General features: G+C 60.7%; 20 protein-coding genes and 4 pseudogenes. 3 read left to right on the top strand and 21 right to left on the bottom strand.

What is annotated here, in order from left to right; genetic code table 11:
- The first annotated feature begins 1,175 nt into the window (after nucleotides 1-1,175).
- Nucleotides 1,176-1,361, top strand: coding sequence for a hypothetical protein (locus P6U29_RS03215; RefSeq protein ID WP_407116281.1), 186 nt, complete (start codon nucleotides 1,176-1,178; stop codon nucleotides 1,359-1,361).
- Nucleotides 1,362-1,363: 2 nt separating this feature from the next.
- Entirely contained in the window at nucleotides 1,364-1,600 is a 237-nt protein-coding gene (locus tag P6U29_RS03210; RefSeq protein WP_407116280.1) for a DUF6894 family protein, read from the top strand.
- On the opposite strand, the gene P6U29_RS03205 is transcribed toward P6U29_RS03210, so the two are convergent.
- The 3 genes from P6U29_RS03205 to P6U29_RS03195 form a co-directional block, all read right to left on the bottom strand.
- Nucleotides 1,597-1,818, bottom strand: coding sequence for a hypothetical protein (locus P6U29_RS03205; protein WP_407119587.1), 222 nt, complete (start codon nucleotides 1,816-1,818; stop codon nucleotides 1,597-1,599). The genes P6U29_RS03210 and P6U29_RS03205 overlap by 4 nt on opposite strands.
- 51 nt (nucleotides 1,819-1,869) lie before the next feature.
- Nucleotides 1,870-2,103: a transcriptional regulator gene (locus tag P6U29_RS03200; RefSeq protein ID WP_407116279.1), complete on the bottom strand. Its 234-nt coding sequence runs from the start codon at nucleotides 2,101-2,103 to the stop codon at nucleotides 1,870-1,872.
- 98 nt (nucleotides 2,104-2,201) lie between these two features.
- Nucleotides 2,202-2,411 (bottom strand): cold-shock protein, encoded by a 210-nt coding sequence (locus P6U29_RS03195; RefSeq protein WP_025035182.1) that lies wholly within the window; start codon nucleotides 2,409-2,411, stop codon nucleotides 2,202-2,204.
- A 430-nt stretch (nucleotides 2,412-2,841) separates the two neighbouring features.
- On the opposite strand from P6U29_RS03195, the gene rpsU reads away from it, so the two are divergent.
- Nucleotides 2,842-3,117, top strand: coding sequence for a 30S ribosomal protein S21 (gene rpsU, locus P6U29_RS03190; RefSeq protein WP_092257117.1), 276 nt, complete (start codon nucleotides 2,842-2,844; stop codon nucleotides 3,115-3,117).
- 957 nt (nucleotides 3,118-4,074) lie between these two features.
- Here the strand turns inward: rpsU and P6U29_RS03185 are convergent.
- The 18 genes and pseudogenes from P6U29_RS03185 to P6U29_RS03100 form a co-directional block, all read right to left on the bottom strand.
- Complete coding sequence (locus tag P6U29_RS03185; RefSeq protein ID WP_407116278.1) at nucleotides 4,075-4,245, bottom strand: hypothetical protein; 171 nt, start codon at nucleotides 4,243-4,245, stop codon at nucleotides 4,075-4,077.
- 1,444 nt (nucleotides 4,246-5,689) lie between these two features.
- Nucleotides 5,690-5,860 carry a hypothetical protein gene (locus tag P6U29_RS03180; protein WP_407116277.1) on the bottom strand — a complete coding sequence of 57 codons (171 nt, stop codon included), beginning with the start codon at nucleotides 5,858-5,860 and terminating at the stop codon, nucleotides 5,690-5,692.
- A 1,451-nt stretch (nucleotides 5,861-7,311) separates the two neighbouring features.
- Entirely contained in the window at nucleotides 7,312-8,055 is a 744-nt protein-coding gene (gene istB / locus P6U29_RS03175) for an IS21-like element helper ATPase IstB (protein ID WP_407112755.1), read from the bottom strand.
- Between the two features lie 11 nt (nucleotides 8,056-8,066).
- The gene (gene istA / locus P6U29_RS03170; protein ID WP_407119246.1) at nucleotides 8,067-9,605 is read right to left on the bottom strand and encodes an IS21 family transposase; all 1,539 of its coding nucleotides are present in this window, start codon (nucleotides 9,603-9,605) and stop codon (nucleotides 8,067-8,069) included.
- Between the two features lie 581 nt (nucleotides 9,606-10,186).
- Nucleotides 10,187-10,993 (bottom strand): annotated as a pseudogene (locus P6U29_RS03165) (transglutaminase family protein).
- Nucleotides 10,994-11,495: 502 nt separating this feature from the next.
- Nucleotides 11,496-11,755, bottom strand: a pseudogene (locus P6U29_RS03160) (transposase); the annotation flags it as partial.
- A gap of 138 nt (nucleotides 11,756-11,893) precedes the next feature.
- Nucleotides 11,894-12,406 carry a phasin family protein gene (locus P6U29_RS03155; protein ID WP_407116276.1) on the bottom strand — a complete coding sequence of 171 codons (513 nt, stop codon included), beginning with the start codon at nucleotides 12,404-12,406 and terminating at the stop codon, nucleotides 11,894-11,896.
- Between the two features lie 386 nt (nucleotides 12,407-12,792).
- Nucleotides 12,793-13,980, bottom strand: coding sequence for an alpha/beta hydrolase family esterase (locus P6U29_RS03150; RefSeq protein ID WP_407116275.1), 1,188 nt, complete (start codon nucleotides 13,978-13,980; stop codon nucleotides 12,793-12,795).
- Between the two features lie 3 nt (nucleotides 13,981-13,983).
- A complete protein-coding gene (locus tag P6U29_RS03145; RefSeq protein WP_407116274.1) occupies nucleotides 13,984-14,403 on the bottom strand; it encodes a CopG family transcriptional regulator in 420 nt (139 codons plus the stop codon).
- Between the two features lie 1,315 nt (nucleotides 14,404-15,718).
- Nucleotides 15,719-16,090 carry a hypothetical protein gene (locus P6U29_RS03140; protein ID WP_407116273.1) on the bottom strand — a complete coding sequence of 124 codons (372 nt, stop codon included), beginning with the start codon at nucleotides 16,088-16,090 and terminating at the stop codon, nucleotides 15,719-15,721.
- Between the two features lie 806 nt (nucleotides 16,091-16,896).
- The gene (locus P6U29_RS03135; RefSeq protein WP_407116272.1) at nucleotides 16,897-17,199 is read right to left on the bottom strand and encodes a hypothetical protein; all 303 of its coding nucleotides are present in this window, start codon (nucleotides 17,197-17,199) and stop codon (nucleotides 16,897-16,899) included.
- 438 nt (nucleotides 17,200-17,637) lie between these two features.
- Nucleotides 17,638-18,648, bottom strand: a pseudogene (locus tag P6U29_RS03130) (ISNCY family transposase); the annotation flags it as partial.
- Between the two features lie 61 nt (nucleotides 18,649-18,709).
- Nucleotides 18,710-20,370 (bottom strand): IS66 family transposase gene (gene tnpC, locus P6U29_RS03125; RefSeq protein WP_122401599.1). Its coding sequence is split into 2 segments (ribosomal slippage): nucleotides 18,710-19,353 and nucleotides 19,353-20,370, totalling 1,662 coding nucleotides; the frame shifts between segments, so codons are not numbered across the junction.
- A 45-nt stretch (nucleotides 20,371-20,415) separates the two neighbouring features.
- Nucleotides 20,416-20,712: an IS66 family insertion sequence element accessory protein TnpB gene (gene tnpB, locus P6U29_RS03120; protein WP_407116271.1), complete on the bottom strand. Its 297-nt coding sequence runs from the start codon at nucleotides 20,710-20,712 to the stop codon at nucleotides 20,416-20,418.
- A 23-nt stretch (nucleotides 20,713-20,735) separates the two neighbouring features.
- A complete protein-coding gene (gene tnpA, locus P6U29_RS03115; protein WP_074448291.1) occupies nucleotides 20,736-21,137 on the bottom strand; it encodes an IS66-like element accessory protein TnpA in 402 nt (133 codons plus the stop codon).
- Nucleotides 21,138-21,195: 58 nt separating this feature from the next.
- Nucleotides 21,196-21,537 (bottom strand): annotated as a pseudogene (locus tag P6U29_RS03110) (helix-turn-helix domain-containing protein); the annotation flags it as partial.
- 247 nt (nucleotides 21,538-21,784) lie between these two features.
- Nucleotides 21,785-22,474 carry a response regulator transcription factor gene (locus tag P6U29_RS03105; RefSeq protein ID WP_407116270.1) on the bottom strand — a complete coding sequence of 230 codons (690 nt, stop codon included), beginning with the start codon at nucleotides 22,472-22,474 and terminating at the stop codon, nucleotides 21,785-21,787.
- Nucleotides 22,471-25,194: a DUF4118 domain-containing protein gene (locus P6U29_RS03100; RefSeq protein WP_407116269.1), complete on the bottom strand. Its 2,724-nt coding sequence runs from the start codon at nucleotides 25,192-25,194 to the stop codon at nucleotides 22,471-22,473. The genes P6U29_RS03105 and P6U29_RS03100 overlap by 4 nt, the downstream gene beginning before the upstream one ends.
- Nucleotides 25,195-25,205 lie beyond the last annotated feature (11 nt).

Here is a 25,205-nt window from a genome sequence, read left to right as displayed (position 1 = left end):
CCAGGCGCCGCGAAGATGAATGTCGCCAGCTTGCACAAGCTATCTGCGCTGACGATTGCAATCACTAAGCTGCAAACCAAACCTGAAAAGGATGAGTTGATCTGCAAATGCCGGGAACGACAAAATTGCTCACCATAGTCCTACTCACGGCCCTCCCTTTTTTGGCACAAGCCGGGCAAACCGCCGAAAAGCTGCCGCTGTCAGACCGTGAGCAGGTTAAATCTGACCGTGCGAAAGCGGCTGAAGAGGAGAAAAACTCGACAGCGGCCCGGCCTTGGGATCGCGACGCTGACGGCAAGCGGCCATGGGAGCGGAAGACCCCCTTGCCTTCCGCAAAGCCAAAGCCATGACCGCCGCGGCGGGGCCTCACCATTATTCTTGGCTAAGCAAAGGCCGGTCGCGCGTGGCCAATGTGCTGCTAAGCACTCTAGGCGACATAGTCTGATGGTTGAGCGCAGCTTGAGGAACATGATCAAAGCCGCCGGCAGCATTTGGACTTGACCCGGTGCCGGGCTGATCATTTGGCTCACATACCAAGTGGTCGTTGTCGGAACGCCGGCAGCAAAGCATTTCCTCGATGTGTGCCACCTCAGAGAACAGCTATTCCACAACCCCCGACCCCCACCCTGCCTCAAAACCCCTGACGTGCGCGGCATAGGCCGAAACGCTGGGTGAGACCGATGCGCCTCGACTAGGGCTAATTTTCCTTAGGAACGCATCGGGAGCCTAAGGCTTGTTCTTAGCCGCGCTGACCCGGCGCGTTGCGGCAACTAATGGATTGTATGAGGAAGAACGCGAACAACCGCCATGACGCTCGGACCGTTTGCTTTCGGCCTTCTCAATCGTTGCTAGGAGCCGTCACGGCATGGATGGCGCGTCAGAACGATCTTCCGCGCTTGTCCGAAGCAATTAGCCGCCTGGTTGAGTTGGACTTGCATCCGATAGCCACCAGGATGGGCAGAAGCGGCGCGCCCGGAAAATGGCTGGCGATACGATAGATGGTATCGGCGACATGGCGACGACGGCAGACAACCGCGCAAGCCGCAAGCGCGATCTGATCGATGGCCCCGGAGTTCGACCGGGTGCGGCTCGATCGCCGGAGAAACAACAGCGGTATGTGAGCGGGGGTAGCCGCCAAGATCGGGCCACCCCGCTACACAAGATTGAGGATAAAGATGAGGCAGCAATATCGAACGGCCGCGATCGACGCGGCGAATAAGTTTTTCAAGGAACCGTCACAGAATAACGCGACCGATTACGAGAAGGCTCAACTGGCTCTTCACGCGAATAGGAAGCGGCTGAAGGCTGAACGTCTGGCAAGAGAGGCCGAGCGGCAGGCCCAGCGCGACTGGGCACAATAGTCGTGGCGCGATTTTACTTCGACATACGGCATGGGGAGGCGCTCGCCGTTGACGAAGAAGGCTTGGATCTGCACAGTCAGCGGGCTGCCGAGATCGAGGCAGCTCTTTCTCTCGCTGATATTGCCAGAGAGCTCGATCCGCGCGCGAGCAGCGAAGACCTGGTCATCGAAGTTCGGGATACCAACAGCGTCGTTGTCCGCGCGACATTTATTCTCGAGAAAGCGCGCCTAATCAATTAAATCATCGAGAGCACGACAATTCCATCTTCGAGCTCGCCCGAAGCAAGACGTGCCCTCGCCTGACGCTCAAACTCCGTTCGGTGCTTCTGGAGATAGCTGAATGCCTGCTTCTGGGTACTGAATGTCGTGGCAAGCCGGCACAAATGCCGATCTGCGCCGGAGGCGAGAAAGAAGGTGACGGTTCCGTGATCCGGCTTGATCCTAGGCACGATCTGCAGTCTCCGGCATGTGACCGGCTCGTCGAGTTTCGCCGGCAGCGTCGAGCACGACTATCGCGCCTGTTTCTTCGAACGCTTCTTGAGAGTCGGCGCGGGCGTCAGACGAGCTTCCTCCGCTTCCTTTGCCTCACGGGCCTCTCGGAGGCGTGCCATGTTCTTGCGAACTTCGATGCCTTGCCTCTGCACGTCGGCCAACGCCCGCGCCCCTTCTTCTGCGGCCAGGCGCTTGCGTTCGAAACGTGCGACGCTTTCGGGTGACAGTTCCGCCGTTTTCTTCGTCATCATCGTTCACCCGGCTCCGTAAACGACCAAAACCCGCTCAATCCTGGGATCGAGCGGGCAGAGTCACCGTTTCAGTACATCCGTGAAACGGCAGCATAATATCAAGCCAGCGAGAGGTTCTCGGCGCTGACTTTGCCTCGCATCTTATCAGTCTTGGTCTCGAAGTTGACCTTTTGGCCCTCTGCGAGGCCGGCGAGGCCAGCTCGTTCAACGGCGCTGATGTGAACGAACACATCGTTGCCGCCGTCGTTGGGTTGAATGAATCCAAAGCCCTTCTGGCCGTTGAACCACTTGACCGTACCTGTCGTCATTCTCTTCTCCAAAGCGCGCAAGCGCATCCCGCCTGACAATCAGGCGATTATCTTCAACTTCGTCGATGTCTTTGGAAAAGGAGCCCGCGGGCGCATTCAACAAGGCACAGCGGCTAATCGAACAAATTCAATATATACCACCTTTACGGGTTTGCAAGGAGCGAAGCCAGTTTGTTTTGTTGCAACCGTCTTCTTCTGTTCCAATGAACTTGCGCCGCGCCTGTCCACTCATGCTGGCACAACGTTACCGATTGACAGCGCTGCACAGCGGTGCTCACGTTCGGTCTTCAAGACTGCTCGCCCTCACGGACGAATGACTCGGCCGAGCTGCGACGAACATCGCCGTACGATCTCTTCCAGATCAGAACGAAGCTCCTGCGCAATTGGCTGCCTGCAGGACGTGTCGCATTAGCAGCCCGGGAGCATCAATTTGCAGGTACTCGTTAGAGACAACAATGTTGAGCAGGCACTTCGTGTTCTCAAGAAGAAGATGCAACGCGAAGGCGTCTTCCGGGAGATGAAGCAGCGCCGTTCGTACGAAAAGCCTTCTGAGAGAAAGACTCGCGAAAAATCAGAAGCTGTTCGTCGCGCTCGCAAGCTCGCGCGAAAGCAGGCGATCAGGGAGGGATTACTCCCGGCTCCCCCGAAAAAGAAACCATTCGAACGGAAGCCGCCGTTGCCCGAGATCAAAGCCCGGGCGGAGTAGACGCAAGCTTGGTTGCGTAGGTCCCGCACTTGATGAACGTGTCCTCGGAGCTCTGGAGGCTTCAAAGGCCTTGCCACGACCTATTGCATGACGGTACTCGCTAGTTAATTGTCGGCTCCTGGCCCTTTTGCGGACCTTCACGTGGGCGCGCGGTCTTGTCCGTCCCACGGCTATGAACTGACTTGGGACAAGCTAGCCTCTAAGAGTAGGTTTGACGCGTTCCGACTGCCTCTGCAGCTTCTTACGAATGGCTTGGGAGCCATCGACGTCGTCAATCCGCGCGCACGCAACCGCCGGATTTTTTAAGGAAATTGTGACCAGCGTTGCGGAACTCGGACTGAAGCGGCTGATCACCGTCAAACGGAAGGGACAACGGCCGCTCTCGGCAGCTTGCATGACCTGGTTCGGCTCACCTCCCCGTCGCAGTGCTCTGAGCTAAGGCCAGTCGCGGCCAATCGTTCTGCTCCTTCAGGGTAGCTAGTTCGACGGCGCTTTGGACTCGATATCATCGGGGAACGAACGCGATTGCCGCGCCCGTCCCAGTACTTCGCCGCTAGCCGACTTAACCGTCACCTCATATTGGTAGACACCTGGGTTGCAAGGCCCGAACGTCCGAAGAGCGCCAGCCGGAAGGATGCCGTTCTTTGGCAGGAGAACTTCCTGGCCGCCGTATTCGTAATCAGCTTGGGTAAGCTGCACGAGGATTGAAGCCGCTCCCTGCGGAACGTCCTTAAGTCGGATTTCTGGATTCTCGAACAGGCTAACGCAGGGCCTTGAGTTGAGAAAGGAGAAGCTCATTGTCATCCCTGCACTGGCCTGCCGTGAGACCAAGCCGTGCTGAGGCTGCTGCCGCGCGGCCGTTTGGGCCGCTGCCGAGGTGGCCCACATCAGGACCAAACATGTGACTGAAATTGCTCTCATTGGCTTCGATAGCACAGGCCGAGAGACGAGTCTGATCTATTCTCGATCGGCCGCTATGGCGATCCGTCTTCTGATCTCGTCCTCAATTTTTTTAAGCAAGTTCAGGATCTCGGGGCTATCCAAGTCCTCGACCGCGGCGCGCTTATAGCGCTCCACAATCGTCAGCTCAGTCTTTGAAAAAGGTCCGGCGCCGTTTTGCATCACCATGCGGGTGGAGGAAACATCCGGGCATGCGCTGCATACGTTCGCGGGTCCGAGCCAGCCGAGAACCGGCCCGTCGCCAAACGCGCGTCTGATGACGGGTCGTCCGGGTGGGTGCCGCGTCTAGATCACGGCACAGACCAAGTTCTCAATCCGTCTCCTCGCCGAGTCGTTCCTACCTTGGCTGAAAACGTAGTGCGGGTTTCACAGCTTGGGGGTCTGCTTCGGGTCCAAAAGCGGTCTGCCGGCTGAAAGTCGGAGACTGTCGGCTGAGAGACCAGAAGCTGACGTTCACTCCCGCTCACTTCTCTCAGAATTGCAGAACTGTCAAAGGTCCCGCGAAGTCCGTCTTCCTATCTCGGCCTCAAGCTCTTTAAGTAACTTGAGGATTTCGGGACCGTCCATGTCCTCCCGTGCCGCGCGCTTATAGCGCTCCACAATCGTCAGCTCATTCTCTGAAATAGGCCGAGTTTCTTTTACCATCGCCGTCTCCCAATTCAGTATAAGGCGGGAGCATTCGGCTCTCAGTCACCGATAGATGCCGCGGACTGTGCGGTGATATCAAACGTTAGCACGCCGTAAGCGACCTCGTCCAAAGCAAAGCAAGCGATTTAAATGACTCGCATTCCGGCTGCTTTCGGATAGGGATTGGGATGTCACGGTGCGGATCATGGCTTTTGCCTGTGATGAGAACGCCCGGTGCGCTCCCGCCTTCCTCTAGGAAAAGGAGCTTGCCATGCTGTCCCAGGGTCATGTTCAACAGGGGGCGACACTTGAGGAGCGTCTCATAAGAGAGGCGCAAACTCTACGAGAGGAGGCAAAGCTCGAGATTTGCGGATGTCGAGAATGGGTCCTTCTCGACGGTTGGGCCTGGTCTCGGTTGCGTCCCCGTCTACCCCTCACAGCCGACGTCCAGGCGGCGGGCGGCATTGGCCGCCAGGGGCCATGAGCAGACATCGACTAAGATTGCGAACTGAGGGCGCACTTAGTTGCGCGCGCTCCTGCGGCACTTAAAGACCGCCTTATCGTCTTCTAGCAATTCGATGGCGCATCGGATCATCGCTAGGCTAAGCGCGTCCATTCCCGGTGCTATCAACCTGCGGAACTGTTCGACCTCGTTGTCTATCTTGTCGCACTTGTTGCACATGTGCATCCCGCGGCTTGGAGGCGGGAGCAACCAGCTCTCAGTCACCGATATTAGCCCAAGGATCCGAAACGGTGATGAAGCTTAAAGCCGTTCTCCCAGCAGCGTTCCCAATGGAAATCACGATCAGCCGCTAGACGTCGGGCCCAATGGCATACCATCTCAAGCAAAAACGCCGCCCGCTTAAATGAAGCGCAGGCGGCGGCTTACCAGCCCCCGGAGGGTGAGAGTAAAATCCCGATGAAGGTTGGCCTTCTCGTGCCATGCTGAAGTTCATCAGGTCGGATAAAAAAGCGAGAACTAAATTCAAGATGGCGGCTGTAGGCCCGGCGAGGTCAGCCAGTTGTTGATCTCACCGGCAACATCGATCTGCCGGGCTTTTCGCAGAAGCTCCGTGCGGCGGACGCCGGCGGGCATCCCCTTCGCCTGTAGGCGGAGGTTGATCGCCTCTTGCGCGAGGCGGTATTCGAATGTCAAGGATTGTCCTGGGGATCGTTGAGCCGGCATGTTTGACGCTCCGCTGCGGGGTTGAGCGGGAGCGCAACTTGCGTTCACACCACCGATAGATGCTAAGGGCCGCTTGATGGTAGTGAGACAGTGCGCCCTTATCTGCCGAATAGCGAGCGCTTTGTTCGGTTCCTGGCAGGAACTATTGCGAATTGCTGGAAGCTGACGCCGGCGTCGAAGGCAACGTGCCGAGGACAGAGACCAAATTCAAATTGAAGCAGGAGCTGCAAACGAGCGCTTCTATTGGCGTTGCTGATCTCTGAGCGATCGGCTGATCGCTCGTTCAACTGCGCTGACAGCCTCCGCTCGATTGAAGGCATTCCGGTTCGGGGTGACCGACCGTCTCGCTCAAACGACCATTTCCAGCCGCGCGGGTTGATCATTTGGACCACCGTGTATTTAATACCCTGATGTTCCATGCGTCATCATGACTCTGGGCCGAAGCGACCATACGCGGTGACAAACCTCGATCACTCAGCATCGTTTGAAGTCTTCTTCGACCGATCGACGCGGACCGCTTTGAATTCCGCAGGCCCGTCAAGCAGGCGCTGCTTTCTGGTCGATTGGTCCTTAGAGCTCGCAGAGTGGTCTGCCCTCCCATCCAAAACCGTGCCCGCCAGATGAAGAGCGCGCTTTCGTTGGCGGCCCACTCGGCGATCTTTAGCATCGTTCGTCATCTTACAGGGTCTCTTAATTGGCGCGTATGTTCGGAAGCGAAACTCAGCAACCGCGGCAAATATTCTTGAGCTTCGGGGCGGTTCGGGTTCTTCCGCAAGAAATGGATCCTTGTAGCCTGACGATGAGTCGATGCCGGCTTCCGTGGGCTTCCTGGCTTTTGGGGGAAATGCCGCATCGTAACAGGAGAGGCGCGCGCTGGTGCTTTCGATCGCACGGCAGTTCGGCTCCGCGGCAAAAGTTGCTGGCGTGTATATGCCCAGTACCGATGCCAGCAAAAGCGCCGCGGTCCATGTGCCTGTTCGAACCATCCTCATGCTGAACACTCCGTAGCTATTTTACTCGCCCAGGTGGGGCTCTCGCCGGTCCAGGCCGGAAGAGCATCCCATTCGGACCAACGCATCCGGCGCTCCTCACCTCCGACCCTCACGAAAACAAAGGGCGCATCGTCCCGGCCAGTCTTCGAACCAACGAAGATTGCCGGAACTGCTGATTCCGATGATCTCGCCCGGGTGTACCGATTTGATCTCGCCCAGGATTCCGAGATGATCTCGCCCACCATTCCGATTTGATGTCGCCCGGGGCGCGAGGCGTTCTGGCTGTCTGGTTTCTGGCATCGGCGAAGCCGCGTGGTCAATCTTGAATCGCGGCTCGACGGGTTGGTTTTTCTGTTGCTCCTGCTGTGGGCATGTGGGCGACGCTCTTGCGTTGTCCAAGCGTAGCGGCATGTCCACAGCGCCACAGGCTCAAGCCTTTCGGTCGGGTTTGCGGGTTCGCCGCATGCTTTCGCCGTTGAGATCGATCCGGTGGGCGTTATGGACCAGGCGGTCGAGGACGGCGTCGGCGTAGGTGGGATCGCCGATCAGCGCGTGCCATTGATCGACCGGGAGCTGGCTGGTGACGATGGTGGAGCGGCGGCCGTAGCGGTCCTCGAGGATCTCCAGGAGGTCGTGGCGGGCGGCGGCGTCGAGCGGCTCGAGGCCCCAGTCGTCGAAGATGAGGAGATCGACGCGGCCAAGCGCGCGCAGCAGGCGGGAGTGGCGGCCGTCGCCGCGCGCCAAAGCGAGATCGGTGAACAGCCGCGGGACGCGCTGGTAGAGCACGGAGCGATTGTCACGGCAGGCCTTGTTGCCGAGCGCTGAGGCGAGCCAGCTCTTACCGACGCCGGAGGGCCCGCAGATCAGCAGGTTAGCGTGGTCATCGATCCAGCGGCCTTCGACCAGCTTCGTCAGCAGGCTGCGGTCGAGGCCGCGTGGAGTGCGGTAGTCGATGTCTTCGACGCAGGCCTCCTGGCGCAGCTTGGCGTATTGCAGCCGCTTCGACAGCCGCTTGTCGCGTCGTAATGACGCTTCGCGTTCGAGCAGCAGCGCAAGCCATTCGGCGTGGCCGAGGCTTGCGGCCTCGCCGCCGGCTTCGATGTCGGCGAAGGCCTTGGCCATGCCATGCAGGCCGAGCGCGTAGAGTTGATCGAGGGTCGGATGCGTGAGCAAGATGTGATCTCCTAATTGTAGTAGCGCGGCCCGCGGATGTTGGGATGAAGGATCGGCGCGTCGTCCGCGGAGCGCTTGGGTGAAGGACGCCGATCGAGATTGTTGGCAAGGATCGATTTGACCGAGCCGTACGTGCGCGCGCCAATATCGATCGCCCGCATGGCGGCGGCATCGAGCCGCTCGTGCCCGTAGGATCGGGCGAGCCGGATGATGCCGAGACAGGCGCGGAAGCCCTGTTCCGGATGCGCCCGCTCGTCGAGGATCAGGTCGCACAGCGCCGCGGTGGCCGGCCCGATCGAGGCGGCGTCCTTACGGATGCGCTCGATGGTCCAGCCAGCGTAGCGCCGATGACTGGAGGCCATATGCTCCGGCACGGTCGTGTGCTTGTGGTTGCCGCTCATGCGCTGATGCGCGGCGATCCGCTCACCCTTGTGGAAGATCTCGACGGTGCGAGCCGTGAAGCGCACCTCCACCTCGGCGCGGACGAAGCGATGCGGAACGCTGTAATAATGCGCCTCGACCTCGACGTGATAATCGATGCTGACCCGGCAGATCCGCCACTCGGCGAACTCGTAAGGGTTCTCCGGCAGGGCCTTCAGCGCTGGCCGGTCGATCTCCTCCAGCAGCTTGCGGCGGGTGACACCGAGCCGCCTAATCGGTCGCTCCTCGTTGAGCCGGATCATCAACTCGGCGATCGCCGCGTTGACGTCGGCGAGGCTGTGGAAGGTGCGGTGGCGCAGCCGCCCGAGCAGCCAGCGTTCGACCATCAGGACCGCCTGCTCGACCTTGGCCTTGTCCCGCGGCCGTCGCGGCCTGGCCGGCAGAATGGCGGTGCCGTAATGCGCCGCCATGTCGGCATAGCTGCGATTGATCCTGGGATCGTAGAGACAGGCTTTGATCACAGCGACTTTGGTGTTGTCCGGCACCAGCAGCGCCGGTACGCCGCCGATCGCCTCGAAGGCGCCGACGTGGCCGCTGATCCAATCGGCGAGCCCCTGCGTCCAGGTCGCCTGCGCGTAGGTGAAGCTCGATGCGCCGAGCACCGCGACGAAAATCTGCGCACTGCGCCGCTCGCCGGTGCGCCGGTCGATCACCACCGGGACGCCGTCGCCGGCATAGTCAACGAACAGCTTGTCGCCGGCCGCATGCGACTGGCGCATCGTCACCGACAGCCGGCCTTCCCAGGCGCGGTAGAGCTCGCAGAAACGCGAATAGCGATACCCGCCGGGCTCGCCCGCGATGTACTCCTCCCACAGGATCGACAGCGTCACGTGCTTGCGCCGGAGCTCGCGGTGCACCGCCGCCCAGTCCGGCTCGGCCTGCCGGCGATGGCCCCGCCGGGTGCCGGGACCGGCTCCCGCGCTGGCGAACAGCCGGGCTTCCAGCACAGCGTCGGTGATGGCGTCGGGCAATGGCCAGGTCAGCCCCGCCGCCTCGAACCGGTGGATCGTCAACCGCACCGTCGAAGGGGCTGTCCCCACCCGCCGCGCAATCTCGCGGGTCGGCATCCCGGCCGACTTCAATCTGATCACATCGCGCACATGGCGCATCGCAAACCTCTCCGTCGGCATCCAGGTCCCCCTTCGCAAAGCCGAAAGGCGGACCGTATCGGAGCCAGAAGAGGCCTCGTCACCCCGGGCGACATCATCCCGGAATGGTGGGCGAGATCATCTCGGAATGGCGGGCGAGATCAAATCGGAACGGTGGGCGAGATCATTCCGGAATGGTGGGCGACATCGAGCGGAATCAGCACCGGAACCCCGTAGGCATCCCTGATGATTGCCGTGTTTGCCATTTTTGGGCTCCCGTTTGGCTTGAACTGGCTCAACGCCCCGGTTTGCAGTTCTGACGCATGGTGATTGAACGGACTTGCCGCTATAAAAGGACCGTCACCGCAATCAGCAGTAGGAGGAAGACCGGTACCAACAAAGGTGGTACGAGCCACTCACGAATGTCGAATTTGTCGGAATTTGACATCTGACCGCCTTCTCTTGGGTTGAGGCGGCGCATAGCTCTCAGTCACCGATAACAGCCACGTAGCGCGCGGTGATGCGAACTGTGTAGCAGTCTTCTAAGCAATTAGCGAGATCAATCTCAGCCGCCTGGTACCCAAGCGCCCAAGGCGAGCGCTTTACACAAGTTCATCAGTCCACACCTTGAAGCTGACGAGCGTGTTGGGTCCGAAAGTTTGGGCGATCGGAACATCCGCCGCATCGCGGCCTTGCGCGATCAGGACGCGGCCGATTCGCGTAGTATTGTTGCGTGCATCGAATGTGTACCAGCGGCCGCCAAGATAGGCTTCGAACCAGCCTGCAAAGTCCCCGGGGGCGTGGGGCGGCGGGACACCGATGTCGCCGAGATAGCCGGTGCAATAGCGCGCTGGAATGTTCATGCAACGGCAGAATGCAACGGCAAGATGCGCATAGTCGCGGCAGACGCCCTTGCCCTCGTTGAATGCTTCCCAAGCCGTCATGGTGGCCCGCGCGTGCTAGTAGCCGAACGCGATGTGATTGTGCACGAAATCGCAGATCGCCTGGACCCGTGGCCAACCCGGCGCCACTTTCTCGAACAGCTTCCATGCGATGTCGGAAAGGCGATCGGTTTCGCAGTAGCGGCTGCCAAGCAGATAAACGATGTTATCAGGTGGAAGGTCCTCGACCGCGTATTGGGTGGCGGAAGGCGCGATCACATCAGGCAAACCGCTATCGCGCAATGTACCGTTGGCGGAAAGGCGCATGCGGCCGGCGGGCGCAACGAACCGACTGCACCAGTTTCCGAAGCCGTCGCGGTAGGGCGTGATCGGCACGGGAGGCTCGGTGATGAGGTAGTCCGGCACAATGATGTCGGATGCCCGGGTGAAGTGCGTGCCGACCACGGCAATCAATGGCGTGACTTGCTGGAAGTCATAAATCATTTCGAAGCCAACCCGTATTTTCATGCTTAGGACCTGTCTCGACTGCATTAACTCGAATTGGCTGCGGGTATGATCGTGTTGGCAACGGCGGGCCGTTACTTCAAACTAGAGGCTTCCTTGGTGATCGCCGAGATTGAACTGCCAGACTTGCGAACGACACTGGTAAACTGCTCATCCGATAGCTTGAGCCGCCTGCGCAGGATCCTGACCTGCACTTATCTCTTAAATCTAACGAATTGCGGAAATAGGTCGGCTTTTGTCTGTTCATATGTTTCTTTCGCGATGATGGGATGGACTAGATCGCGCGACCGGGCGGGCGTTACACCGCTCCTGCTGCGACGACGACTGTTCGCTGCTCGCGAAGATTCTGTCTCCGGCAAGCCAACATTCGCTAGGGAGCGACGTTCCGCCGTTTTTAGGATATCTGGTCGTGAGCGGAGAGGCAGACAGGCCCCGAGCCCGCTTAGGGCCTTGGCCGTGTAAAAACGGCCTTAGGGGGTCCTGGCAGCCAGGAGCCCGCAGAGTCTCAGGCCGCGATCGCGGCGATCAGCGGCTTGATCCCGACGATGTTCATGACCCGTGTCAGATTATAGGCCAAAACCGAGAGAGCCATCTCGGCGGCTACTTTTGGAAGCGTTTTGGTCAGGAAGTGCGTCGCCCCCATGCGGGCCTTCATCGTGCCGAACGGATGCTCGACTGTCTCTCGACGCTGGCGCATGGCTTCTGAGTTTGCTGCACGGCCTCGAGCAGATGCTCATGCTCCCATCGTGGAATCCAGCGCTCTGTAAGGGCCGATGACCGATACTGATCCCTCCCCCGCGGGGTGGGCCGCACCCGCCAGCGGAAAGCAAGCAACCGTGATCGGTGGGTGCGCGCATGATCCGCGTTTGCGTCCATCGTTTGCACAGCGGCTACGGCTTGCAGTTATTGTCCCGGCAGAGCCGTCAGCTCTCGGGGCGGCTTGATGCGCCAGAATGGATATGCCGCCAATTCTTTCGAATGCTGCCCGAACATATCGACCTGTCTGCTTGTAAACTCCGTAAGGACGCCGAAAAATTCAGTTGGCGACCTGATCGTCGCAAGTCTCAGGCCGAGATCAAAAGCAAATTGCACGTTGGCCTGGGCTATCTCAAGAAGCTTTGCTTGGTACGCCTGCATGTTTGCCGCGGCTAAAGCAAAGCCTTTCATTGGATCGCTATCAATCATTCTCTGACTGAGGTCATCTGGCAAGGTATCCACCCGAGGCTCAATGGTAGGAACCTCGTGTTTAGGATCATCATCAAGCTTAAGAGGCGGTTCAATCGAAACTGCCGCAACCGACCGAAGAAAATTCTCGTTCGGGCTTCTAACAACCGCTTGTTTGTTCCGTTGGGTCCGCGCGGCCATTTTCGGATTGCCGGCGCGCTTTGACGCTGGTGCCGGTTTACGTTTGCTCATCTGACGCTCCAAGAAAATGGGGTGCGACCACGGCGGTCATTTCTGAACGGACAACAGGCTTTGTGAGGTGGCGTTCCAACCCGCGCATTGTTGGAGTCCCGCACGAACTGAGATCAATCGCACGCTCTGCGATGTCGACGATGATTTCAGGTAGCAACTGCAACCAACAAGCGTATAGCTGGCGATCTTCCAGACCTATACTCAACGCGTGTCGGTCTGAGAACAATCAGCTCTCCGCTCGTTGTGCTCTCCAAAGACCGCTTTAAGTTGCGGCGACTACGCTAGCATTCGTGCCTTGATCGTGAGACTGGCGGATAGAGGCCGGCGAGCTGATCCGGAAGCTCGGCGACGTGCTCGAGGACAACTGAGCGCCCTGTGAAGCCAGATTACCCACCGAGCGAATGCTCGAGGAAGAAGCGCAGCATTTCCCTTGTCGCATCCGGCCCTTGCGGATCAGTGTAAGACCCGGCGGGGCTGCCGCCTGACCACGCGTGTCCGGCGCCATCGATGTTCCAGTGTTCCGAGATCGCCCGACCGGCCCCGTCGATCAGGACGGTGCGAGTATAGGCATGGCCGTGGGGGACGCGTCCGCGAAGTACCTTCGTCCTCAGCCTCGTCGCCCTGGCGGACTGCTCGATAATCTGATCGCCATTCTTTGGATGCACCGTAGTGTCGCGATTGCCATGGAAAACGATGGTCGGCACAGAAGTTTTGCCATCCGCATTTGCCTTGGAGCCGCCTCCCTGCCGCATGGCGACGAACGCGGAGGGAAGATCGCTCGCGGCCCCGCACGCGAGGCCTGAATGAATACCGACGGCCGCGTACAGGTCGTTATACGTTGCGCCCATGATCGCGGCGGCGGCCCCGCCGGCCGACAGACCCGCGACGTATACGCGCTTCGGATCGATCGCATGCTCGCGCATGATCTGGCGGGTAATACCGGCAATCATCGACGGCTCGCCCCCGCCGCGACGCTGGTCGCCGGTGCGAAACCAGTTCCAGCACTTCGACTGGTTGGCTCCGCTCGGCTGCTCGGGATAGACCACATAGCAATTCTGCTCTTCCGCCAGGAAGTTCATCCGGGTGCCGGCCGCGAAATCGTCCGGCGACTGGGTGCAGCCATGAAGCATGACTATCAGGGGAAGCCGTTGTCCCTGAAAGCGGCTTGGGATGAACAGCTTGTAGGTCCGGCTTCCTGCGGCGTTACTGAAGGTACCGGCGATAAATTGTGTGCCCTCGGGCACGATGTCCGATGGGGACAGAGGAGCGCGCGTGATCGGACTTCGCAGGCCGAGCCCGGGAAAATCCCGCATGCCGTCGAGCGGTACGGAGCGTCTGCGTCTCTGAGCAGAGCGGGCCGGCGAGATCTGCGGAGCTTCCCGCTCCTCGACGACGTCGGCCGTGGCGTCGATAGTAAGCGGATCGAGCGGAAGCCGAGCCTGAGCGGCGCTACGAGGCTCCGGTCTTGGAGCGTAACCGCCCTGGAGCATGCGCTGCAGGAGCGCGGTGGCCTCGACCAGTTGGCCGGCACGCGTAAGGCGGGTTGCTTCGCGGACTATGTCTTGATTCAGCATCGTTCACCTCATTCTGTCGGCGAGAGCGGCCTTGACCGCGGGACTAGCGTGAAGGGCCCCCAGCACCGAGACCGAGGCGATTGTGGCGCGCGCCAACTCGGGAGTGACGTCTTGGGCGATGGTGGCTAAGCCCAAAACATTGATCTGCAGCATCTCGCCGGCGCGGCGCGCCGCTTCGAGATCCTTGCGCGCGTAGTTGCGCAGCCCGAGGTCCAGGTTCTTCCGGACCGTGGATTGTCTGACGACCTCCGCGTGGCGCTCGAGCTGGTTCCGGATTGCTGTCCGAATGAAATCGGTCCGGTTCGAATAGAACCCTTCCTGCACCATGAGATCGACATGACCCAGGTCGACATAGCCAAGGTTGATCGTGATTTTCTCGGTGTCGGGGGGCTTGGGTCGCAGCTCGCGCACATTATCGGCCATAGCTAGCATCCATTTCTACCATCCTGCTGGATGGCGACGGGATGCTATCTAGATGCTCCCAGCCGTCTTTCAAGGGTCGAGCGGATAGACCCGCGCCCAAGAGCCTGGATGCTGCAGCGGGTCGGCGTCTCGATGACCTCGGCTGAGCTCCGGATGGCGCGCATGCGGGCGAAGGTCAACGACCTCTGCCGCGACCGAGACACGCTCTCCGAGTGACGGCGCGGCTGCGCGAGCTGCTCGTCCAGGGTCATTGGATTGCAGTCCCAGTGACCGGGGGAGCGCAATGCTCGCCGGATGCTGGACATGGAGGGGTCCGCCCAATTTGGGAGTTCTGCAACTCTTTGGCCGTGAGCAAAGGCGGGTGGTTTTCCATGATCGGAAAGCCATTCTCAGAAGACGACTTGGCTCGCGTCATGCACAGACGATAGGGCTCTGCTGACCTACGTTCGAAGCGATGACAAACAGGAAGCCTGGTCTCGTGACGTAATCTCTGGCGTCGACGCGGTGGCCCGGCGTCGCATGGAAGCCGGAACTATCTCAGCCGAAAGGGTAAAGAGATCAGGAACGGAATGCCTAGGCACGACTTGGATTCGTGAGACCGTCGCTCGCCGTCAAACTACACGGCGCATGTCGCGGATAGCCAAAGGTCGTACAACTGGCCCCCCTGTTCTCAAATACAAGCGCTCGCGCAGATAGCCTAAAGTTCCGGTCTCCAGTTCCATTGAACGAGCAGCCATGCTCGCAGGCAGAAAGCCAGCGGGAGGGGCAAGCGCTTTGCCGAAGGAGACTTCGCCATGCCCGACCGCATTGACATAGACCCCAAGAACAGCAGAGCTATTCTTAGAGTGATTGGGCAGCAGCTGCGCGCGTCGTTGAAGCTTGAGCCGGAACAACCGGAGAGTCTCAGAGAGCAAATCGAACGGCTTCGGGAGTTGGAGGAACGCCCACCGAATCGTTCCCGTTGACGAGCGTGATGCAACGGCCGCTGAAGTCGGCCCATTTGATGGTGCCAGTGCTTCGGCCCCGACGGAAACCAGACGACAGTCCAACATCTCCCAGGCAGTGCCGGGCTCGCAGCTCGCCACAAGAGCCGCGTCATCGTGATCCAGCCGTCGCACGCTCCGTGATACGGAGAACGAGTAGCGTCGTTCCGAGATATTTCAGCAACCGCGGGCAGGTAGTCTTCAGCTTGGCAGCTGTCCGAGCTTCTTCTGCTGCAAACGGGTCTTGGCATGGAGGCCGACGCGCGTCGCTTTTAACGATCGTAGGCTTTCCAATTTTGGAGGATAGGCCGCCCGGCTTGCTGGTACGCTTGTCAACTCTTTGTCGCTGCGTTTGCGAGCTCCGTTTCGATCCCGGTGGCACAAGCCTTGGCGAATGAGTAATCCATGCTCGTGGATGCCACATTCTTCACGAATTCGCTGACGACGTTCTCTCTGGAGTAAGCGCTTGCCGCCCGGAATTTGGCGAGGGCGCCGTCTGCGGCTGTGAACTGAGCGACGCAAAGCGGTACCAGAACGGACATCCGGCCGCTGGTCTCCGCCGTGGTGCGCATGATCCTGGCGTTCTCCCCCGTGACCCAACCGCCCCACATAAATCCAATCGCCATGGTCGCCACCGCGCCGAACGCGATTCCTTGAAGGAAGCGGGTCCGTGCCTCGCCTTGCAAAATTGCAGGAAGTTTCATGAAGGTCGCCTTTCTTGAGCGCGCGCAGAGACGCACCTGCGACGCTGACGCGCTGTGATAAACACAATGTTATGATTGCGCCTTCCGATGGCACGTGAGCTGCTGCTACGACGACTGGCGGCGACTTCGGAAGTCGCTACTTCATTGGCAGCTTCGAGGTGAGCATTTTGCTGACCTGTACACGGACGCTATATGGCTAGCTCGATGGTGTAAAGGGCGTTCTGTTCTGCGGTGGGCTGCGCACGCAGATTGTTACTCGTGTCATGAACGCTACCGGTAGCGCTCTGCGTACGAACGGCGCACCATGGTTTCCTTGGGGTGATCCTTTACGCTGCGCCTCTGTTGACGGTGTGACTTGAAACGGCGCACGCGTTAGTCGAACGTCGCAAAATCCTGGGACGAACTGCCGGAGAGGAATTGCGGCGCTTATCGGATAAGGTCCTCGACGTTTGGCCCCGCTTTGCGAAGCAGGATGTGGCATGCCCGTCACCGCCGGTCAGCGCGACGGCCATCCCGACGAAACGCTCCTCCGCAGTGTGCAATTCGCGAAGAATAGTCATGGCCCGCTTGTCGCTCGTTCGCGGGAGCAACGTCACGGTATTGGCACCTGACATTTCGAGCATTAAAGCTACTGGTCTGCGGATCAATGCAAGCAAACCCGACCGGCACATGATCGGCGCGTGTAGCGGTGTTCCCCCTCACATAGGCGTAGCCATCCGCCTGTGAGAGCCGCGCCACGTCCAGCCTCCCACAACGTGGACACTCAAGATCTACAGTCCATTTGTCGCGCAGGGTCTCGCGCGTGGTCATTCGCGGCTTTTTGGGACGGAACCACGCGCCCCCAGCTGATCGGCCTGGCCAGAATCAATGAATTCCTGGGCCTGCGCCTTGGTGGCGAAGGTGATGAGTCCATTGCCGACGACACCACCCTCGAGGAGTTCGGCCACTGCGTATTTCCCTCCAATGGAGGGGCAAGTCGTCCAGCCGATGCGGTTTTTCATTCGTCGAGTATGCGCCGTGCCGGTCAACATACCAGCCCGAATCTCACCACAATCCGAACTGACCCATCGTCCAAGATTGAGGAATGAAGTCGGGTAGCTTGGCATCATCACCGATCCGATCTGGGCATTTCCGGTGACATAGAGACGCTACAGCGCTCCCGCCTTATCCGGGAGCAATTGCATTCGTAGGTACTTTTTCGATCAGCGCGAAGGTGACGAGATGATCCCCTGCCTCGTGCATTCCCGGCACATGTTGGGGCAAGGTAGAAATGGCACCCATGCCGCAAAGTAGAAATGACACCGCCGCCGCTCAAGCGAGGGGTATAGGGCGGGCTTGAATAGCGACGAGGGGGCCCTCAGCAGCCCTTTGTTCGATCCGCCGGAGGCGGTCGATTGGTCGGGACGCCCTTCGTCCCGAGGCCTCCCAGCGCGCCGCCGCGCGCAGGAGCGGTCAATGATCGAAGACCGCCGGAGGCGGCGGCCCAAAGGGCCGTCATTGACGGCTCCGAGCACGGTGGCATTTGCGGGTTGGGGCCGGGGCAGGAACTATGTTGCCTTAACCATGTGCCGAGCAGCCTGGCCACGGCGCCGGGGCGCTTTCTGACTGCGACCTTCATCGCGGAGTTGCTGCTGTTCGGCGATATACGCCAGCACTTCACCCAGCCGCTTGTTCTCAACGATTGCCGCCTGATCGACCTTCCGCAACTTGTCGAACGTGCGGTACGGCAGGTCGCGCCCCCGATGCCGCATCGCAAGCCGGCCGTCCGGGTAATCGACAATGGTAACGCGCTGACGGGCGAGCGGCCGCGTGATCTCGTTCTCTTCCAGCATGAATAGGATCTTGTCGTACTGCACTGTCAAATTGCCGGTTACCGTGCGTTCCTCCTTCCAGGCAAACACGTCGCTCAGCGGCATCAGATCTGCGGCTGGGCGATGCGCGTCCTGGTCCGACTTCGCAACCTTGCCGAAGCGGGCATTGTAGCTCGCCAGAAACCCCGGTAGAAACTCGTTACCGACCTCAATCGTCGCGATTCCCGCCAAGCGCAGTTCTTTGACCAGTCGGTCTTGCAGCGTCCCAAACGATCGCTCAACGCGGCCCTTGGCCTGGGGGCTGTTAGCGCAGATGATGTCGATGTTGAGCTCGTGCAGCGCGCGGCCGAACTGCGTCATGCCGTCACCACCTTCGGCCTCGCGGTTGTTAACGCGGAAGATGGCATGCTTGTCCGAATAAAAGGAGATCGGACGGCCATGGCGCTCCACATACGTCCGGGTCTCGCGCAGATAGTCCAGCGTTGATTCCGACGGCACGAACGCAGCGTGCATGATCCGACTGGTCGCGTCATCAATGTAGGCAATCAGCGAACATTCCGGGCCACGGTTCTCAAACCAGTAATGTCGCGAGCCATCAATCTGAATCAGTTCGCCAGTCCGCTCGCGCCGATGTCGTGGCTGATGTACGGAGGGCAGGCGGCGCTTGCGATCAATCCAAAGGTCTTCTTCGATCATCCACTGACGCAGCGTCTCGCGCGACACCCGGCAGGTACGCATACGACGAAGGCCGCCTGATTGACGCATGCGCGCGAGCACGGCGAGTTCTACGATGGCGTTGCGTGAAGGGTCAGGCGGCTTGCTGATTGGCGGACTTGCCGGCTTGGTGCAGGAGCTTCCATTCCCAGGGCAGCAGTTCGCGCAGACGCGAGGTGGGAAGATCAGCGATCCGGGCGAGGACGTCGGCGAGCCAAGCCTTGGGATCGACGTCGTTGAGGCGACAGGTCGTGATCATCGTCAGCATGATAGCTGCACGATCGGCGCCACGCTGGCTGCCAGCGAAGGTCCAGTTGCGCCTTCCCAAGGCAATGCCTCTCAATGCACGCTCAGCGCAATTGTTGGTCAAGCAGATCCTGCCATCGTCGAGGAAGCGGACGAAGTCGTCCCAGCGCTTAAGCATGTAGTTCATGGGCTTCAGGACCTCGGCGGAGCGCGAGAGGCTTTCTCGCTCGCGGAGCAGCCAGTCGTGCATGTCGTCGAGCAGCGGCTTGCTCCGCTCCTGGCGCACGGCACGCCGCTCGTCGGCGCTACGGCCGTTGATGGCGCGCTCGATCTCGAACAACGCATCCAGACGCCTGACCGCCTCCAGCGCGATCGGAGAGACCGGTTTGCCCTTGCCTTCCCGGGCGGCTTTCTCGATGTCAGCCAGCTCGAAGAATCCCCGCCGCGCATGGGCCAGGCAAAATGCCGGCGTGATCGGCATTGCTTTCCTTTTGGGTCGAACAACGGCTCGAAGCCGCCATAGCAATCCGCCTGCAGAATGCCGACGAAGGCGGCCAGATGCCTCTGAGGATTTTCGCCCCGTCGATTGCCCGAGGCATAATAGACCGCCGCCGGCGGCGCAGGCCCGGCGAACGGCCGGTCATCCCGCACATACGTCCAGATCCGGCCGGTCGTGCATTTGCCCTTCGCCAGGACGCGGATGGTGGTGTCGTCGCCATGAAGGCGCTCGGCCGCGAGCACATGACGCTCGATCAGCTGGAACAGCGGCATGACGGCGAAGGTTCCGTGGCCGACCTGGTCGGCCAGCGTCGACAGCGGCAGATCGATCCTCTCGGCCTTGAAGCGCACGCTCTGGCGGTTGAGCGGGATATGCATGCCGAATTTGTCGAACAAAATCGTCGCCAGCAATTGTGGGCCGATGAAGCCGCGGGGCGTCGCATGGAACGGTGCCGGCGGCTGGCTGATCTTCTCGCAATCGCGGCAGGTGAACTTCTCGCGTACCGTCTCGATGACCTTAAAGCGACGCGGAATCTCCTCCAGCGTCTTGGTCACATCCTCGCCGACCTTCGCCAGCCGCGATCCGCCGCAGCAGGCGCAGGTCGTTGGAGCCTTGATGACGACGCGCTCACGTTCGATGTCGTCCGGCCACGGTTTGCGCACCGGCCGCTTGCGCGTGAAGGCGCTCACGCTCTGGGTTTTTGCCGCGGCAGCCTGCGCAGCCAGCTCATTCTCGGTCGCCGTGGTGGCGAGTTCTTCGAGCTCCAATTCCAACTGCTCGAGTAGCCGCGCCGTGCGCTCGGAGCGCTGCCCGTGCAGTTCGCGTTTGAGCTTCTCGATCCGTAGCTCAAGATGAGCGATCAGCACCTCGCTGTCCGACAGCTCCGCCCGCGCGTTGGCGGCATCCGCGACTGCCACATCGCGTTCAGCCTGCAACGCCTCGCGCTCGGCCAGCAGCGCAAGGTAGGCGCTTGCGAGATCCGACGGAAGATCGTCCGGCTTCGATGTCATGAAGCCATTGAATCAGATCGAGCATCAGATTCAAACCCAAAACGATTATCCGACCCGCGTCGGGCGCTGGGTTTCTTGCGGATTGCGCCAATCGATCCCGGACAGCAGGTAGCTCAACTGCGCCAGCGAGATCGTTACCGCTTCACCGGCAACCGATGGCCAGATAAACTTTCCTCTCTCGAGTTTTTTTGTGAACAAGCAGGCTCCCTGACCATCGTGCCAGATCACCTTCACAAGATCGCTGCGGCGACTAAGCGGTTCTTTGTGCAGCACCTCCTGCACTTGGAGGGCCAGCGATGGAAAGCCTCTGCGCATATCCGTGTAGCCTGTAGCCAGCCACACTCGCACATTCCCTGGTACAGAAATCATCGGCGTCCAAGCACATCGAGGACCCGCGCCAACGCCTCCGGATCGACGTGCGCATCCACCCGGATGCACCGTCGGTTGCCGAGATCGATCTCTATCAATCCAGTACGCGCAGCTGCCGCCGAACGAACTCGGCCATCAACCGTAGGCAAAAGCTTCGGAGTTTCTTCAGCCGAGGCTGCTACGGCGGCGATCTGCACCGGCGTAAAAGATGGTGCAACTTGTTCCGATGTCCGTGCTTGGCGACGCCAGGTAAACACCAGGCTGGCCGCTACTCCGTTGCGCCGCGCAACCTCAGTTACCTTCGCGCCCGGTGCCAGCGTCTCCTCGACAATCCGTGCCTTGTCGTCCTGCGACCAACGCCGCCGCCGCTCGAGCCCGCCCAAAACCTCGACCCGCATCGCCTGATCACCTTAAAGCTAGACTTAAGGTCACACGCTTCGCGAATTACCACCCGTCACGCAAGACGGTCCTCGTCGGAGGCGTACCCCGGCAGTCATGGACCTCCCGCAGCTTCTCCACGGCCAATGTCGGACCGAAATCCGCATAACGCGCCTTCACCAGCGACATCGTCAGCTCGCGCACCGGCGCCGGCAGCCGGTTGTTGCTGGGCTTCCCACGACGCTTGGAGGCCAAGCTTGCCGCTCCATGCTCGCGTAGCGAACGGAGCAGTCGGAACACCTGTCGCCGTTGCAACTGAAGCACCGTGGCGGCTTCTGACACCTGCAATCGCCCGGCTTGTACCTCCATCAAAATATTGAGCCGCGAAAACTCCTTGTCGCTCATTGACACCACCACGATTGCCGTCCCCCGCAACTGCATTCCAACCGCGGAGTGCCATCTCAACTTTGCGGAGGGGTGTCATCTCTATATTGCGCTTACAGGCACAGCTTCGCGTATCACTGGTTATAAAAAAAGTCGGCCAAAGGCCGATGTCCGTCTTGATCCGTTTAGCGGGCGTAGCGAAAATTCAGAGCGGACGCCAGTAATGCCATAAACGGAAATAAAGTTGCCGATTGTGGTGGCGAAAACAGAGCGTGCTGACGCATCATTCGGCCGCCCGCAGCCGGTATCCAATGCCAGTTTCGGTGAGCACAATTTGTGGCCGTTCCGGATCAGCCTCGATCTTCTGCCGGAGTTGGCGGACATAGACGCGCAAATATTGCGCGTCGGTCAGCTCGTCCCAGAGCTCCCTAAGCAGGAAGCGATGGGTCAGCACCTTGCCCGCGTGCTGCACCAGCACCCGCAACAGATCATACTCCTTTGGCGACAGCTTAACGTCGCGATCCTCCACCTTGACGATCCGGCGGACGAGATCGACGGAAAGATTTCCGGTGCGAAACACGGGGCGTTCGCCCTGGATCTGAAGCTGGTGGCGCAGCGCGGCGCGCAAGCGGGCCAGAAGCTCATCCATGCCGAACGGTTTGGTCAGGTAATCGTCTGCGCCGAGATCGAGCGCCTGCACCTTGCCGAGCTCGTCCCCGCGGCTCGACAGCACCACAATCGGCACGCTTTCATTGCGGGCGCGAATGGTGCGCAGCAGCTCGTGGCCCTGGATGTCAGGCAGGCCCAGATCGAGAATGATCAGCGCGGGCCTCTCGCCAAGCTTCTCCAGCGCGGTCTTGCCATTCGATGCCTCCAGAACCTCGTAGCCCTGTGTCGTCAGCCCCATCCGCAGCAGCTTGCGGATCGGCGGCTCATCGTCGATGACCAGAACCTTGATCGGCGCGGCGCTCATGCTGCGGTATCCAATTGCCGGGTCTGCGCCGGAACAGGCAGACGGATGGTGAGAACCGCGCCGCTGCGGTCGCTGCGGTTGGCGGCCGAGATCGTGCCCCGCATCGCCTCGACGAAGCCGCGGGAGATGGCAAGGCCGAGCCCGGTGCCGGGACGGACATGGTCGCCCTTCTGCGCGCGATAGAACTTGTCGAACACGCTCTCGAGCTCACCGGGCGGAATGCCGCCGCCCTCGTCGGCAATCTGAAGCACAACCTGATCCCGCTCACGCTGGCTGCGGATCGAGATCGTCGTGTCGGGCGGCGAATATTTTGCGGCGTTGTCGAGCAGATTGAACAGCACCTGCTCGAACAGCACGGCATCGAGCTGAAGCATCGGCAGATCGGCAGCCAGCACCAGCTCCACCTTGTGCGCCGTCAATATCTTGCTCGCGCGCCGCAGCGCGCTGCCCACGATCTCGCTAAGATCGTGCAGCGCGGTGTTTGGCACGATGGCGCCGGATTCGAGCTTGGTCATGTCGAGCAGATTGGCGATGAAGCGGTTGAGCCGCTCGGATTCATCAATCACGGTCGCAAGCAGGTCGCGCTTTTCGGTCTCGGAGAGCGCTCCGGCAAGATCGCGCATGGCCGAGGCGGCGCCGAGCACGGAGGCGAGCGGCGTTTTGAGATCGTGCGAAATCGAGGTCAGCAGCGCCGAGCGCAACCGCTCGGATTCGACGGTGCGCTTGACCCGATCCATGTCCTCGACCAGCAGCACGCGCTCGATCGCGAGCGCGCCCTGGTTAAGCAGTGCATCGAGCAGCCGGCGCTGGTCCGGGTCCAGCAGCGGACCGGTGCGATCATTGTCAATACCGATGACGCCAATCGGACCGCGCCCGGTGCGCATCGGCAGGAACAACCGTTTGGCACCCGGCAGCGTGTCCGAGCCGCGCCCCGCCGGACGATCGTTGCTCCAGGCCCAGTTGGCGGCGGCAAGATCGGCCTGATCGAGATCGTCCTCTGGCGGATAGCCTGATTTCACCGTGAGCAGGCCCTCTTCCGGCAGCAGCAACACCACACGAACTTTCAGCATCAGCGCAGTCTGATATGCGCTCGCCCACAGCACGTCGTCTAGCGTTCCAGTGCCGGCGAGCTTGCGGCTGAAAGCATAGAGTTGCTCGGTCGTCCGGATTCGGCCGATCGCAGTATCAGCCTGGGTCCGGACCCGCCCCGCGACATTCGACACCACGAACGCAATCAGCATGAAGAAGACGAACGCCGCGATATTGGTCGGATCAGTGATGGTGAAGGTATAGACCGGCGGCAGGAAGAAGAAATTGTAGGCCAGGGATGCCGCGACGCTCGCAAGCAGCGACGGCCACAAACCGTAACGCACGGCGACTGTCACCACGGCGGTCAGGAACATCAGGTCGACGTTCTCAATGCCGAAATACGGCTTGATGGCCACGGCGGCAGCAAGGCCGAGCGCGGTGATCCCGAGTGCCTTGAGATAGGGCCGGACATCGAACGGGTCCGACCGCGCGACGGTCTGCACCGCCGTCTTCGGCGCCGGCTGCTCGACGACCTCGTCGCCGGGGATGACATGCACGCTGATATTGCCAGCGCGGCGCACCAGATCGTGCACGACCGACCCGCGTGTCATCTCGAACCAGCGCGAGCGCGTCGACTTGCCGATCACGATCTGGGTGACGTTGTTGCCTTGCGCGAAATTGAGGACGTCGTCGGCGATGCGCCGGCCGACGGCCGGAATGGTCAGCGCCTCGGCGCCGAGCGCCTCTGCGAGCCGCAGCGTATCGGCAAGGCGATCGCGTTCCCGATCCGACAGTTGCAGGGATCGCCGCGTCTCGATCGACAACGCGGTGAACGGCGCATGCAGCCGGTCGGCCAGCCGCTTGGTGTAGCGCACGAGCCCAGCCGCACGTGGATCCTCGCTGACGCAGACGAGGATGCGCTCGCCGGCGGCCCAAGGACCGGCGATCGCGTTCGCCTGCATGTGCGTGAGCAACTGCTCGTCGACCCGCTCCGCCGTGCGCCGCAACGCGAGCTCGCGCAACGCGGTCAGATTGCCCGGCGAGAAATAGTGCTCCAGCGCCCGCTCCGCCTGCTTGGGCACGTAGACCTTGCCCTCTTTCAGCCGCTGGATCAGATCGTCGGGCGTGAGATCGATCAGCTCGATCGCATCAGCGCGGTCGAAGATCCAGTCCGGAACCGTCTCGCGCACCCGCACATGGGTGATCTGGGCTACGACGTCGTTCAGGCTCTCGATGTGCTGAATGTTGACGGCGGTATAGACGTCGATGCCGTGGGACAGCAGTTCCTCGACGTCGAGATAACGCTTGGGATGGCGGCTGCCGGCCGCATTGGTGTGGGCGAGCTCGTCGACCAGAGCGATTTTCGGCCGCCGTGCGATCACGGCATCGAGGTCCAATTCCTCGACGATCTGGCCGCGGTAATCGAGCCGCTTGCGTGGGATCGCCTCCAGCCCGCGCACCAGCGCCTCGGTCTCGGCGCGGCCGTGGGTCTCGATGAATCCGACCACGACATCGACGCCGGCCTTGCGCTTGGCATGAGCGCTTTGCAGCATCTCATAGGTCTTGCCGACGCCGGGGGCAGCGCCGACGAAGATCTTCAGCTTGCCGGTCGCGCTTTCCTCCCGGTGCGCGGCCTCCAGCAGCGCTTCGGGAGACGGACGTTTTTCGGAATCGCGGCTCTCTCGGACCATCTCACCAATAT

Origin of the sequence: Bradyrhizobium sp. LMG 9283 (assembly GCF_045571415.1) — a bacterium.
GTDB lineage: Bacteria > Pseudomonadota > Alphaproteobacteria > Rhizobiales > Xanthobacteraceae > Bradyrhizobium.
Note: the sequence above shows the minus strand (reverse complement) of the source record. Positions and strands in the feature narration are given on the sequence as shown.